This window comes from Dyella silvae (assembly GCF_026421305.1).
GTDB classification, from domain to species: Bacteria; Pseudomonadota; Gammaproteobacteria; order Xanthomonadales; family Rhodanobacteraceae; genus Dyella; species Dyella silvae.
Genome location: NZ_JAPJBQ010000002.1, coordinates 693671 through 707438, shown reverse-complemented (window position 1 = coordinate 707438; position 13768 = coordinate 693671). Strand labels below are relative to the sequence as shown.

The window sequence follows — 13768 nt, the reverse complement described above, 5'->3', positions numbered from 1 at the left end:
TAACCCCACAGGATCTGTGCGATGGATACGTCAGAACTGAAGTCCGGCAGGATGGTGTACGCGTGGCGTTTCGCTGCCGCGGCTGCAGCAGCGATGGTCTTTACCTCCCCGGCTTTCGCCGGGAACCAGCAGCAACAGCAGCAGCAACCGCCGCCGCCGGAGCGGCCAGCTACGGCATCCTCGGCCATGCAGGTCTCGCGCGATCTGTTTAGCGAAACGGCGCATATCAAGAACGACCTGAAGCGTTACCTCTATCTGCGTGACGTCATGCCGCAGTTAACCAGGGACGATCGGTTGATCGACCAGCAGTTGTTGTCCACCGTCGATGACGAGCTTGGGCTTTACGACGAAGCCATCAACGACTTTCCATTCGACAACCGCGTGCAGACGCCGGTGCCATTGCCCGCGCCCGCCGACTGGCAAATCGCCGATGCGGCAACCGAAATTGCCAAGCTCGCCACCGACCGGCACATCGTGATGATCAACGAGGCGCATCACGATGCACACACCCGCGAATTGACGCTTGCGCTGTTGCCCAAGTTGCGCGCCGAGGGCTTCACCTACTTTGCGGCCGAGGCCCTGGGCAACAACGACAAAGAACTGATGCGCCGCGGCTACCCCGTGGCCACCAGTGGCAGCGAGTACCTGCATGAGCCGCTGTATGGGCAGATCATTCGCGAGGCGATCCGGCTTGGCTTCAAGGTCGTGGCGTATGAATCGGAAGCCGACGTGCTTGCCGATCGCGAAGCGGGCCAGGCCCGCCTGCTCTATGAGCAGGTATTCGCCAAGGACCCGAAGGCGAAGCTGTTCGTACACGCGGGATATGCCCACATCGACAAGGCGCCGGGCAACCTGGGCGGCACCATCAAGCCGATGGCCATGCAGCTCAAGCAACTCTCCGGGTTCGATCCGCTCTCCATCGACCAGACGCGTTGGCGCGACATCGGGCCGATGCCCAAGAAGGATCTCTACAACCAGCTCTCAGCGCTGTTCCCGGTGGAGCGGCCGTCGGTGCTGATCAGCCGCCAGAACGGCAGCGTGTGGGCATCCGACCCGGTGCGCCACGATGTCGATGTCATCTTGCCGCCCTCCGGCCATCAGCGCCGGCCTCACTGGCTAAGCCTGGACGACACCCGCCAGACCCGTGTGATCTCAAGCGAGATGTGCCAGCGTCAGCTGCCCTGCGTGATCGAAGCACGCTATGCCAACGAGAGCGACGATGCCATCCCGGTCGACCGCTATGTGTTCACCGCCGACAACAACATCAACTCGATCTATCTCTGGCCCGGCGAGTTCAAGATCACGGCACATGACCGGGAAGGCCGCAAGGTAAGCGAACGCAATATCACGGTGGAAAAGCCGAGCTCATGAGTGGCTGAGCCCGGCTCGAGTAATCACTTAAAACTTCCCTCCAAGTTATTGATTTGATACCCTCGGCGCCGTCTCATGCCCGAGGGGAAGCGTGATGTACCTGGACCCCGCCGAACCATCCTTGCGCTCGGCCGCGGCCTGGCGCGTGGCGCGTGGCGCGTTACTGGGAGCGGCGATCCTGCTGTTGGCTGCCTGTGCCAGCAACACGCGCCGGCCTGAGGCTACCTACAAGGACTCCCGCTCTTCCCTGGCCAACCTGCCGGCACGGGCGCCATCAGGCGCCACGGGCACGGCGAACGATGTGCTGTTTCGCGCCATCGCGCTCGTCGGCACACCGTATCGCTGGGGAGGCAATACCCCTGATGGCGGCTTCGATTGCAGCGGTCTGGTCGATTACATCTACCGCAACGCCGCCGGCCTCATGCTGCCGCACAGCTCCCGCGAGATGTCCCAATTGAATGGCCCACAGGTGCGCCAGATGAGCGACCTGGTCAGCGGCGACCTGGTGTTTTTCGGTGGAAACAGCGGCATCAGCCACGTGGGTGTCTACGTAGGCAAGGGCCGCTTCGTACATGCCCCCAACAGCGGCGGCACCGTGCGGCTGGACGACATCGACGGCCCCTACTGGCGCGATCACTTCGCCTTCGGCAAGCGTTTGCTCGACTGACCCGCGTTTTTGCCCCCAAGCCATGAAGGGTTTCCGCACCCTTTAGACCGTCGTTTCACCAGGCCGGGCGCAGCCTCTGGCTCTTTCCCAGGCGACCGACGGATCCGGCAGCCACCGCCACCCTCGCCCTTAGGCTCCGCCTATCGCTTCGATCGAAAAATTGAATTGTACACAATCTAATTTTGCACTTAGGATTTGCTCCATGAAACGGAAGCCCACCCCCGACCACCTGCTGCTGGACCAGCAACTTTGTTTTGCGTTGTATGCCGCCTCGCGGTCCGTCACCGGCATCTACCGGCCGCTGCTCGACCCACTGGGGCTGACCTACCCGCAATACCTGGTGATGCTGGTGCTATGGGAGCAGGACGGCCTCACCGTCCGCGAGCTGGGCCAACGGCTGCAGCTGGATTCGGGAACGCTCACGCCCCTGCTGAAGCGACTACAGGCCGCTGGTCTGATCAGCCGCCAACGCCGCCAGGAAGACGAGCGCGAGGTGGACATCCGCCTCACCGAAGCGGGTCTGGCCCTGCGTGACCAGGCTGAAGATGTACCGAAATGCATGGCGCAGCGCCTGCAACTGGCACCTGATCAGATGCGAACGCTGCGCGATGAACTGAAGCAACTCACCCGGCAACTCTCCCCCACCGAGGATTGATCCATGAACATCAGCAAGATTCTCTATACCGCCAATGCCACCGTCACCGGCGGCCGCGAAGGTCACGCCAAGAGCGACGACGGCGTGCTTGATCTGCAGTTGGTTGTGCCCAAGGGCCTGGGTGGCCCGGGTGGCGCCGGCAGCAATCCGGAGCAGCTGTTTGCCGCCGGTTATGCCGCCTGTTTCGAAGGTGCGGTGCGCTTCGTCGCTCGTCAGCAGAACGTCGCTCTCAAGAGCGCCTCGGTGACTGCGCACGTTGGCATTGGCCCGCGCGAACCGACCGGCTTTGGCATCGCGGTGAAGCTGGACGTGAGCCTGCCGGGCATCGATCGCGCCGTGGCGCAGGAGCTGGTCGACACCGCACATCGCGATATCTGCCCGTACTCGCATGCCACGCGTGGCAATGTGGATGTGGAAATCACGCTGGTGTAAGCGGATTTCGCTTGATGAAAGCAATGGCGGCGCCCCGATGGGCGCCGTTGTTGTTTGTGGTGGACGATCGGATTCGCTTTGATTGCCGCTTCGATGCATTGGGGTTGAGCGACGCTCGGCGTGCGCGGAACCCGTTAGTTCTGCTCCCTCTCCCCTCCGGGGAGAGGGCTGGGGTGAGGGGCGGGTGCTCGCGACAATGTCGGTTTCCCTCACCGTCATCCCCGCGAAGGCGGGAGGCGCTTCACAACAGTCGCAGGCTGGTCATCCAGCGACTTTGCTCTTGGCTCTGAACATGGCGTTCCCGCCAGGGTGCCGCCTACGCGGCGGGCGTTTCGACCTCCTGCCGGAGGCCGAGTCACTTTTCTTTTGCTGGCCCACGCACGCGCAGGAGCGCGTGCGAACGGCGAAGCCGGCCCGAAGGGCGGAGGGCAGGATGCCCGGAGTCAAAGAAAAGTAACCCAAAGAAAATGGCCTTAAGAGCTGGCAGCATTGCGCAGGGATAAGCTCGAACGCTCGATGTGCGTTGTTGCTTGGCAACCTCCGCCGCTACACAGCGGGTACTTCCAAGCGCTTCGCAACGCGCCGTAGCCATGAGGACTTAAAGCGGAGCCTCGCTCTCGCTCTCGCTTTGGCTTTGGCTTTGGCTTTGGCTTTGGCTTTGGCTTTGGCTTTGGCTTTGGCTTTGGCTTTTGATCTACCGGGTCCCCGTATGAGGCGGCGGGCGGGTGGAGATCAGGCCCCGCAGGGGTGGCTGGCATGGATGCCAGCCACTTTTCGTCGGGGCAGGATGCCCCGTCGAAAAGCCCGGAACCCGCACGCGAACCTGAAGGGCGAAGCCCGGAAGGCGCCTCATCCGGGGTGCCGTTTCTTTTGGTTACTTTTCTTTGGGCAAGCAAAGAAAAGTGACCCGGCCTCCGGCAGGAGGTCGGAAGCCCGCGGCAGGCGAGCCCGGTCGCAGAAGCGCTACATCACCGCAGAAGAGCAAAGTCACTGGATGACTCGCTACGCTCGCCCCTTCGGGGCCGCCCTGCGGGCGTTCTGCGCGCTTCGCGCTTGTCCTGCCTTCGCAGGGATGACGGTGAGGGGGTTCAACGGTGTCGCGAGCACCCAATGGGCGTTCTGCGCGCTTCGCGCATGCCCGGCCTGCACCGGAACGACGAGCAAAAGCTCCGCGAACATCAACCTCAACCAACCACCAACAAAAAAGCCGCCCCAATCGGAGCGGCTTTGCGGAGTTCCCTCCCATAGAGAGGGAAAACCAACGCTATCAGTGCGCCTCGGCACCCGGCGGATGCGCGTGGCCATGAGCGATTTCTTCTTCAGTACCGTCACGCACTTCATTGAGCGTCACGTCGAAACTCAGCGTCTTGCCAGCCATCGGATGGTTCAGATCCACGTCGACCGTGCTCATGCCCACCTTCTGCACCACCACCACGCGGTGGCCGCCTTCCTTCAGCGCCAACACCGTGGTCATGCCCGGCTTGAGCTTGGCTGCCTGCTGGAAGTACTTCTTCGGCACGCGCTGCGTCATACCTTCCTGACGCTCGCCGTAGCCTTCAGCCGGAGCGATGTGCGCCTGCAGCTGCTCGCCGGCCTCGCGGCCTTCCAGCGCCTTCTCCAGACCGGGGATCAGCTGGCCATGGCCAAGCAGCACCCACAGCGGTTCGTTGCGATCGAGGGAGCTCTCGACCTTCTCCCCGTCCACCGTCAGCGTGTAGTGGAGCGAGATGACCTTGTCCTTGCCAGCCTTCATTGCATGTCTCGTGATGGATCAAACCCGGGATTCTAGCAGCCCCTCCGGCTGGCTGCCCGTGCCGGGCCGGGCCTTGCCAAAGCGCACCCCGTGCGCCTCCGGCCCAAGCCAGGCCAGCACGGCTAGCAGCAGGGCGACGCCGATGATCCAGGCCGACATGGCGAAGGCCAGGTCACCGCCATGCCATTTGGCGATCCACAGCTGGGCATTGGCGGTCACCGCGGCCAGCAGGTTGCCGGTCTGGTAGGCAAAACCTGGCAGGGTGCCGCGCACCTCGTCCGGCGACAGTTCGTTCAAATGGGTGGGCACCACGCCCCAGGCGCCCTGCACCATCACCTGCACCAGGAAGGCGCCCAATGCCAGGGCCCACAGCGAGCCGCCGTGAGTCCACAACGGAACGACGGGGATCGCCAGCAGTGCAGCGCCGATGATGGCGCGGCGACGCCCTATACGTTCGGACAACGCACCAAAGAACAAACCTCCCACCAGCGCCCCAAGATTGAGCATGGCCACCAGCATGAACGCCGTGCCCGACCCGGTCGGCAAATGCAGGCTCTCCTCTTCGAAGGTGTGGTACAGGTCCTGCGAGCCATGGCTGAACATGTTGAAGGCCATCATGAGCAGCATCAGGTAGATCGCCAGCTTCCAGCGCCCCCGCATGGATTCGAGCAGCCCTTTCTTGTTGCCGGCCTTTTGGCCTTCCTGCCACACCTCGGACTCGGGCACGGTGCGGCGGATATACAGCACCAGCAACGCCGGCAATGCACCCACCACAAATAGCCCGCGCCAGCCGATGTGGTCCACCAGCAACCAGTTCGCCAGCGCGCCCAGGAAGAAGCCGCAGGGATAGCCGCTCTGGAGCAGTCCCGACACCAGGCCGCGTGCCTTCGGCGGTATCGACTCCATCGCCAGCGACGCACCGATACCCCACTCGCCGCCCATCGCAATGCCAAACAGGAAGCGCAGCACCAGCAACATGGTGAGCGACGTGGAAAACGCCGTCGCCAGCTCAAATAGCGAGAAGAGAACGACGTCGAGCATCAGAATCGGGCGCCGGCCATAGCGGTCAGCCAGCCGTCCAAACAGCAGTGCACCGAGCGGTCGCGCCGCCAGGGTCAGAAACAAGCCGTAAGTCACCTCCTCCTTGCCGACCTGGAACTCCTTGGCCACGCCAAGAATCACAAAGGTGAGCAGGAAGTAATCGAACGCATCCAAAGTCCAGCCGAGAAAGCTGGCCAGCACCGTGTGGCGCTGGGTGGTGGTCAGTTCTCTCAGCGGCGCGAACAACGACATGGCCATTTCCACAGGTTGATCGTGTCCGCCCCCATGCGGCACGCAAGGCGCCAAGCGAACCATCATGTCCGGCACAACGCAAGGGCGGCCATGGCGGAATGTGCATCGGCGGGCGCAGAGGCGCAAACTCCTCTTCACGTTATGCAGTCACGGAGTCGGCTGACATGCCAGACATGGATGCCACCGCGCTTTATCGCATTGCCGATTCGTACGATCACTGGTTCCAGCGCCGCTATGTCAAAGGCAAGCTGGCCACCGACCCCGCTTACGCCGCGACGGCCGCGTTGATCGCTGAGCGTCCCATGCCATTGCTGGATATCGGTTGCGGCATCGGCCTGCTGGGGCGATACCTGCACGCACGAGGCGTCATCACCGGCTATCTCGGCATCGACAATGACCCGCGCAAAATCGAAGCCGGCCTGCGTGCCTTTCGCCTTGCCGGACTGGAACAGACCCTGCCCTTGCGCCACGTCGACGGCCTCGCCCGACAGCCGCTGCAAGGCCACGTCGCCCTGCTCGACGTACTGCACTACCTGCCCGCCACCGGTCAGCGCGCCATGCTGGAGAACGCCGTCGCCCACCTGGCGCCTGGCGGCCTGCTGATCGTGCGCAACGTCATGCGTGAGCGGAGTTGGCGCTATGCCTTTACGCGGATGTCGGAGTTCTTTCTTCGCTTGAGCGGGTGGATGCAGGTGGGTGCACAGCACTATCCAAGCATCGATGAATTGCGTGCTCCGCTGGAGGCTGCAGGCCTCAGAGTCAGCGTCCGTTCACTTCATGGCAAAACGCCGTTCGACTGCTACCTGCTTGTGGCTGAAAAGCGAGGAGTGAGTGAAGAGAAGTGAGGAGTGAGAGCTGGCTTTCACTTTGCTTTCTCTCACGTCTCTCGCCCCTGCACTTACTCTTTCAAGCAGATCAACCGCTTTTCAGCTATACTCCGCGGCACGGCCTCACGCCGCCCCCCCTCATTTTGAATTCTGCAACGCGGTTCGACGAACGCTCCGGGTTGCTCTGGAGCTTCCATGTCTTTCGAATCGCTGGGCCTCGCGCCCGCGTTGCTGCGTGCGCTTGCCGAACAAGGCTACGCCGAACCCACTCCCATCCAGGCCCAGGCCATTCCGGTTGTTCTGGAAGGCGGCGACCTGCTTGCTGCCGCACAAACCGGTACCGGCAAGACTGCAGCGTTCGCGCTGCCGCTTTTGCAGCACCTGTCCAATGCCGGCGCCACCATGACACGCCGTCCCCGCGCTCTCGTGCTCACGCCGACGCGCGAGCTGGCCGCCCAGGTGAACGACAACCTGCGCGACTACGGCAAGTACCTGCGCGTCAGCAGCACCACCATCTTTGGCGGCGTCAGCATGGGCCCGCAGATGCAGGCGCTTCGTCGCGGTGTGGACGTGGTCATTGCCACGCCGGGTCGCCTGATCGATCACATGCAACAGCGCTCTCTGGATCTGTCCGGCATTGAAGTGCTGATCCTGGACGAAGCCGACCGCATGCTCGACATGGGCTTCCTGCCGGCGCTCAAGCGCATCCTCGCCGCGCTGCCGAAGCGTCGTCAGACGTTGCTGTTCTCGGCAACGTTCGCAGGCCCGATCAAGGCGCTGGCCATGCAGTTCATGCATCAGCCGCGCGAAGTGTCGGTGACGCCCGCCAACACGGTCGCCACCACCGTGACGCATCACGTGCATCCGGTGGATGCGGGTAAGAAGCGCGACCTGCTGCTGCACGTGCTGTCGCAGGACAGCCGCCGCCAGACGCTGGTGTTCAGCCGCACCAAGCACGGCGCCGACAAGTTGGTGACGTTCCTGGGAGCCGCCGGCATGCGTGCCGCCGCCATCCACGGCAACAAGAGCCAGAATGCACGTACGCGTGCACTGAGCGACTTCAAGACCGGCCGCGTGACGGTGCTGGTGGCGACCGATATCGCCGCGCGCGGCATCGACATCGATCAGTTGCCCATCGTGATCAACTTCGATCTGCCGATGGTGGCGGAAGACTACGTGCATCGCATTGGCCGCACGGGTCGCGCCGGTGCCGACGGCATGGCCGTGTCGCTGGTGAGCCACGATGAATCGGGCCTGCTGCGCGACATCCGCAAACTGCTCAAGCAGGACATCGCGGTCAGCGACGTGCCGGGTTTCGAGCCGTCGCATCCGCTGCGCACCGACGCTGCCGCGCCCCGCCCTGTGCAGGGCCAGCGTCAGCCGCGCCCGGCGGCTCGTCCGCAGGGTGGTCGCCCGCAGGGTTCGCACCGTCCGCATGGCCATGCCGGCCAGGGCTACGGCGGCGATCGCCCCGCAGAAGGCAACCGCAATCGCCAGCGCCGCCGTCGCCCGGCCGCCAGCAAGGCCTGAGGGACGCCCCTCCCGGCCGATTCCCGAGTTCAACGCGGCCACCCGGCCGCGTTAACGGGCCGCTCATCTGCGCGGCGCGACATTACCGGTTACAACAACGCCCCAGCGGAGTACCGGCATGCAGCGCCCGAAGTCCGTTCCGCTTATCACCGGCCTTGCCTTGCTTGCCATCGCGGCAGTGATCGCCACCATCGCGATCCCCGCGTGGCGTAGCAGCCACATTACCCAGCGTCTGGACGAAGCACTGCAAGCCGGCGAAGCCGCCAAGCTGGTGGTGATGGAGGCAGTGACCACACGCGGCGGTTTGAATCAGCTCAAGCCTGGCGACCTCGTGTTCAATGCCCAGTCGTCGCTCAACCCGTACGCATCGCGGGTCGATATCTCCGAGAGCGGACGCATCACCATCACGACCCGGGACACCGGTGCTTCGCCGGATCCCGTGTTTCTGCTTACGCCGCTGGACAACAGCGCCGGTGCCGGTGGCTCACCACTGATCTGGAGTTGCGATCTGATCGCCGGCAATCCTCAGTGGATGCCGCAACGCTGCGCGCGTCCCGCCACACCTCCACCGGCCACGCCGGCAACCGCGGCAAGCGCCAAGAGCTGAGCAGCCCCGCAGAACCGGTGTAGACAGGGCGGCGTCGCGAAGACGTTACGAATCGCAAATGCGCGCCGTCAGCACGTGGTCTTCCCACACGCCAGCAATCTGCAAGTAGCGCTTGGCGTAGCCTTCGCGCTCGAACCCAAGGCGTTCGAGCAGGCGGCCGCTGCGCTCGTTGCGCGGCATGTAGCTGGCCATTACACGATGCATGGCGAGTTGATGGAAAGCGCACGGCAGCACAGCACCGAGCACTTCATGCATCAACCCCTGACCCTGCCGGCAAGCAGCGATGCTGTAGCCAAGATGGCAGGCCTGAAAGGCACCGCGCACTACGTTAGAGAACGTGAAAGTAGCGAGGATCTCTTCGCCAGCCAAATCCAACGCGAAGAACGGATAGGCTCGGTCGAGACGAACCACCTCACGCGCCTCGGCCAGAGTCTGCGTGCAATGGTCCAGCGTGAAGTACGCGGTTTCGCGTAGCGGCTCCCACGGGGCCAGATGCTCTCGGTTCTGCACCCGATAACGCAACAGCCGCGACGCATCGCCCGCTTCGGCCAGCCGGATGAGCGCGCGGGGTGTCGTGATGGGATGCAGCAGGTTCACAACCGGCCCAGCGCCCTGGCGTGGTGGCGCAGATGATCGTCGATGAAGCTGGTGATGAAGTAATAGCTGTGGTCGTAGCCTGCATGCCGGCGTAGCAGCAACGACTGCCCGCCCTCGGCACAGGCCTGATCGAACAGCTCAGGCTTCAGCTGCGTAGAAAGAAACGCATCCGCTTCGCCCTGATCGATCAGGATGGTGCCGTCGAAAGTCCGCCGGCGAACCAGTTCGCACGCGTCATACGACGCCCACGCAGACCGGTCGTCACCGAGATAGCGCGAAAAGGCTTTCTGCCCCCACGGCACCTGACTGGGCGCGACGATGGGCGCAAACGCGGATACCGAGCGATAGTGCTCCGGATGACGCAAGGCGATGGTCAACGCGCCATGCCCGCCCATGGAGTGGCCGGTGATACCGCTATGCCCGGTATCGACCGGAAAATGCCGCGCAAGCATCGCCGGCAGTTCGTCGACGACGTAGCTGTGCATGCAAAAACGCGACGACCACGGCGACTGCGTGGCATCGACGTAAAAGCCCGCGCCTTCACCAAACTCCCAGTCGCCGGTGGCACCGTCAATCCCGGTATGGCGCGGGCTGGTGTCCGGCATCACCAGTATCAGGCCCAGCTCTGCAGCCATACGCTGCGCGCCGGCCTTGATCGTGGCGGTTTCTTCGGTGCAAGTGAGCCCGGCAAGAAAGTACAGGACCGGACAGCGTTCGCTCGCGGCCTGCGGCGGCTGAAAAAGCGCAAACCGCATCGGTCCGCCGCAGCTTTCGGAGTAATGCCGATAGAAGCCCTGCACGCCACCGTGGCAGCGCTGCTCGGAGATGGTTTCAATCCCTGTCATCGTCGCTTTCCCTGTCAGGACGCTAGCCGCCATGATAGCGGAAGCACTTAAGGCGACACTGACCAAGTCTCGCCGTCGTCATGATGTCTGGAAGGTTCGCAGGTGCAGGCGCGTGGCGCAGGGAAGACTGGCCGTCTTGCCAAGCCACGCGGCTGTGCCTGCGGGCCTTCCAGACATCACCTCTTCCATTGAAATTTATATGAGGGGCCGTCCCTGTCTGCCCGCATCTCTTCGGGGCGTCGACTCGACAGGCGGCCAGCCTGCCTTCGCCGACGCCCCTGTGATCTGCAGGCAGACAGGGACGGTGACGACGGCGAGACGTGGTCAGTGTCGCCTTAACGCTCCTGATCTGTGGGGCGCATCAGCACTTCGTTGATGTTGACGTGCGACGGCCGCGACACGCAAAACACGATGGCATCCGCCACATCCGTCGATTGCAGCTGACGCATGCTGTCGGCCCAGGCATTGAGCGCATCTTTGGTGGTGGCATGGCCGATGTGATCGCGCAGTTCGGTCTCCACCACGCCGGGTTCGATCACGCTGACGCGGATGTTGTGCTGATACACCTCGCGGCGCAGCGCTTCGGAAAACGCCACCACACCGAACTTGGTGGCCGAATAGGCGGCCGCATTGGGATTGGCCACGCGCCCCGCCGTCGACGAAATGTTGACGATGTGGCCATCGCGCCGCTGGCGCATGCCGGGCAACGCGGCTTGCGTGGAAGCGATCAGGCTGAGCACGTTGAGCTCCAGCATGCGTCGCCAGCGTCCGAGATCTGCTTCCTCGACGGGCTCGAGGTACATGACGCCGGCATTGTTCACGAGAATGTCCAGGCGGCCGTAGTGTGCTTCCGTCTCGGCAACGATGCGCTGGGCCTCGTGCTCGGAGCTCAGATCGGCCACCAGCAAGGTGGGCTCGGCACCCAGCGCCTCCAGTTTTAGCGCCAGCGCTTCGAGCCGGTCGCGCCGACGGGCCGCAACTGCGACCTTGGCACCCGCCTCGGCCAACGCCAGCGCGGTGGCCTCCCCAATTCCCGACGAAGCACCGGTCACCAGCGCGACACGACCATCAAGACGTCCAGACATGACATTTCCTCGGTAAATTCACGATCAGGCGTAACAAAAGCCCCGGTTTAAGCGGGTCAGCCTGCTACAATAGCGACATTCTCCCGCATGCCGCCGTGCATGCCATGTCGAGGTTCCCCATGTCCTCCCCGTCTTCCGATTCCCAGCCGGCAGCCGTCGGCTTCGCTGCGCTTGGCCTTCAGCCAGACGTTCTGCGCGCGCTTTCCGACGTCGGCTATGAATCGCCGTCACCCATTCAGGCCGCTACCATCCCGCCGCTGCTCGAAGGCCGCGATGTGCTTGGCCAGGCGCAGACCGGCACCGGCAAAACCGCTGCGTTCGCGCTGCCGATCCTTTCGCGCATCGATCTGAAGCCGGGCAAGCCGCAGGCGCTGGTGTTGGCGCCCACGCGTGAACTCGCCATTCAGGTGGCCGAAGCATTCCAGCGTTATGCCGCCCATCTGCCGGGCCTGCAGGTGCTGCCGATCTACGGCGGCCAGAGTTACGGCCCGCAGCTGCACTCGCTCAAGCGCGGTGTGCACATCGTGGTGGGTACGCCCGGCCGCGTGATCGATCATCTGGACCGCGGCACGCTCGACTTGTCCGAGCTGAAGTTCCTGGTGCTCGACGAAGCCGACGAAATGCTGCGCATGGGCTTTATCGACGACGTGGAGAAAGTGCTGCAGGCGACGCCGCCGGAGCGTCAGGTGGCCCTGTTCTCCGCCACCATGCCGGCGCCGATCCGCAAGATCGCGCAGCACCACCTGAAAGACCCGCGTGAAGTGACGATCAAGTCGTCCACCACCACCGCAGCGAACATCCGCCAGCGCTACTGGTTCGTCAGCGGCATGCACAAGCTCGATGCGATGACGCGCATCCTCGAAGCCGAGCCGTTCGACGCGATGATCATCTTCGCGCGCACCAAGCAGGCCACCGAAGAACTCGCCGAGAAGTTGCAGGCACGCGGCCTCGCCGCAGCCGCCATTAACGGCGACATTGCGCAGGCGCAGCGCGAGCGCGTGATTCAGCAGCTGAAGGACGGCAAGCTCGACATTCTCGTTGCCACTGACGTGGCAGCACGCGGTCTCGACGTGGAGCGCATCAGCCACGTCATGAACTACGACATTCCGTACGACACGGAAAGCTACGTGCACCGCATCGGCCGCACCGGCCGTGCCGGTCGCAGCGGCGAAGCGATCCTGTTCGTCACGCCGCGCGAAAAGGGCATGCTGCGTGCGATCGAGCGCGCCACCCGCCAGCCCATCGAAGAGATGAAGCTGCCGACGGTGGAGGCGGTCAACGACGTACGCATCGCCAAGTTCAAGCAGCGCATCAGCGACACCATCGCCGTGGGCGAGCTGGCCATGTTCCAGCAGCTGATCGAGCAGTACGAGCAGGAACACAACATTCCGGCCATCGAGATTGCTGCCGCGCTCGCGCGCATCGCGCAGGGTAACCAGCCTCTGCTGCTGACGCCGCCGCCCAAACGCGAATTCGCCCCGCGCGAACCCGGCCGCGAACGCGAGCACGGCCGCGACCGTGGCGATCATGAACACCGCGGCGAACGCGAGCATCGCTCGCGCGACCGCGATGCCGGACCGCGCGATTTCACGCCACGCCCGGTGCGTCCGCACAACACCGAGGAAGGCAAGCGCACCTACCGCATCGAAGTGGGCCATGAGCATGGCGTGAAGCCGGGCAACATCATCGGCGCCATCGCCAATGAAGCTGGCCTGGAAAGCGGTTTCATCGGCCGCCTCAGCATTCGCGGCGAGTACAGCCTGATCGATCTGCCGGACGGCATGCCGGCGGAAGTGTTCCAGCACCTGCAGAAGGTGTGGGTGAGCCAGCAGCAGCTGCGCATCAAGGAATGGGATGGCAACGACAGCGGTGCCGGCGATACGCCGCCGCGCCGTCCTGGCGGCTTCCATCCGGGTGGTGGCGGTGGCTTCAAGAAGCATGGCGGCAAGCCGCGCCCGCATGGCCACGGTGGCGGCAAGCCGCCGCGCCGCGGGAAGTAATCGCGAGGCGCGGCAGCGCCCTCGCCACGTTCTACCCGTCATTCCGGCCCGCGCCGGAATGACGGATGAAAGTCGCCGCGCACCAGAGAGATGACGGCGTCATCTC

General features: G+C 63.9%; 13 protein-coding genes. 8 read left to right on the top strand and 5 right to left on the bottom strand.

Going from position 1 to position 13768, the window contains the following annotated elements:
• Nucleotides 1-21: 21 nt before the first annotated feature.
• The 4 genes from OQE56_RS07390 (at nt 22) to OQE56_RS07375 (ending at nt 3125) form a co-directional block, all read left to right on the top strand.
• On the top strand, nt 22-1371 hold the full coding sequence (locus OQE56_RS07390; protein WP_267222997.1) for a hypothetical protein: 1350 nt from the start codon (nt 22-24) through the stop codon (nt 1369-1371).
• A gap of 94 nt (nt 1372-1465) precedes the next feature.
• The gene (locus OQE56_RS07385; RefSeq protein WP_267222995.1) at nt 1466-2038 is read left to right on the top strand and encodes a C40 family peptidase; all 573 of its coding nucleotides are present in this window, start codon (nt 1466-1468) and stop codon (nt 2036-2038) included.
• 202 nt (nt 2039-2240) lie between these two features.
• On the top strand, nt 2241-2693 hold the full coding sequence (locus OQE56_RS07380; protein WP_267222993.1) for a MarR family winged helix-turn-helix transcriptional regulator: 453 nt from the start codon (nt 2241-2243) through the stop codon (nt 2691-2693).
• Nucleotides 2694-2696: 3 nt separating this feature from the next.
• Entirely contained in the window at nt 2697-3125 is a 429-nt protein-coding gene (locus OQE56_RS07375; RefSeq protein ID WP_267222991.1) for an organic hydroperoxide resistance protein, read from the top strand.
• A 1267-nt stretch (nt 3126-4392) separates the two neighbouring features.
• Here OQE56_RS07375 and OQE56_RS07370 read toward each other — a convergent pair.
• The gene (locus OQE56_RS07370) at nt 4393-4878 is read right to left on the bottom strand and encodes an FKBP-type peptidyl-prolyl cis-trans isomerase (protein WP_267222989.1); all 486 of its coding nucleotides are present in this window, start codon (nt 4876-4878) and stop codon (nt 4393-4395) included.
• 18 nt (nt 4879-4896) lie between these two features.
• The gene (locus OQE56_RS07365) at nt 4897-6171 is read right to left on the bottom strand and encodes an MFS transporter (RefSeq protein WP_267222987.1); all 1275 of its coding nucleotides are present in this window, start codon (nt 6169-6171) and stop codon (nt 4897-4899) included.
• Nucleotides 6172-6335: 164 nt separating this feature from the next.
• On the opposite strand from OQE56_RS07365, the gene OQE56_RS07360 reads away from it, so the two are divergent.
• From OQE56_RS07360 to OQE56_RS07350, 3 genes are all read left to right on the top strand, one after another.
• Entirely contained in the window at nt 6336-7016 is a 681-nt protein-coding gene (locus OQE56_RS07360) for a methyltransferase domain-containing protein (RefSeq protein ID WP_267222985.1), read from the top strand.
• Nucleotides 7017-7193: 177 nt separating this feature from the next.
• The gene (locus OQE56_RS07355) at nt 7194-8528 is read left to right on the top strand and encodes a DEAD/DEAH box helicase (RefSeq protein WP_267222983.1); all 1335 of its coding nucleotides are present in this window, start codon (nt 7194-7196) and stop codon (nt 8526-8528) included.
• Nucleotides 8529-8646: 118 nt separating this feature from the next.
• On the top strand, nt 8647-9135 hold the full coding sequence (locus OQE56_RS07350) for a hypothetical protein (protein WP_267222981.1): 489 nt from the start codon (nt 8647-8649) through the stop codon (nt 9133-9135).
• A gap of 45 nt (nt 9136-9180) precedes the next feature.
• Here OQE56_RS07350 and OQE56_RS07345 read toward each other — a convergent pair whose 3' ends face one another.
• From OQE56_RS07345 to OQE56_RS07335, 3 genes are all read right to left on the bottom strand, one after another.
• Nucleotides 9181-9732, bottom strand: a complete 552-nt coding sequence (locus OQE56_RS07345; protein WP_267222979.1) for a GNAT family N-acetyltransferase — start codon at nt 9730-9732, stop codon at nt 9181-9183.
• Nucleotides 9729-10577, bottom strand: a complete 849-nt coding sequence (fghA, locus tag OQE56_RS07340; protein WP_323748566.1) for an S-formylglutathione hydrolase — start codon at nt 10575-10577, stop codon at nt 9729-9731. Before fghA ends, OQE56_RS07345 begins: the two co-directional genes overlap by 4 nt.
• Before the next feature lie 335 nt (nt 10578-10912).
• Entirely contained in the window at nt 10913-11662 is a 750-nt protein-coding gene (locus OQE56_RS07335) for an SDR family NAD(P)-dependent oxidoreductase (RefSeq protein ID WP_267222977.1), read from the bottom strand.
• Between the two features lie 119 nt (nt 11663-11781).
• Between OQE56_RS07335 and OQE56_RS07330 the strand changes: the two genes are divergently transcribed.
• Nucleotides 11782-13662 (top strand): DEAD/DEAH box helicase, encoded by a 1881-nt coding sequence (locus OQE56_RS07330; RefSeq protein WP_267222975.1) that lies wholly within the window; start codon nt 11782-11784, stop codon nt 13660-13662.
• The last annotated feature ends 106 nt before the right edge of the window (nt 13663-13768 follow it).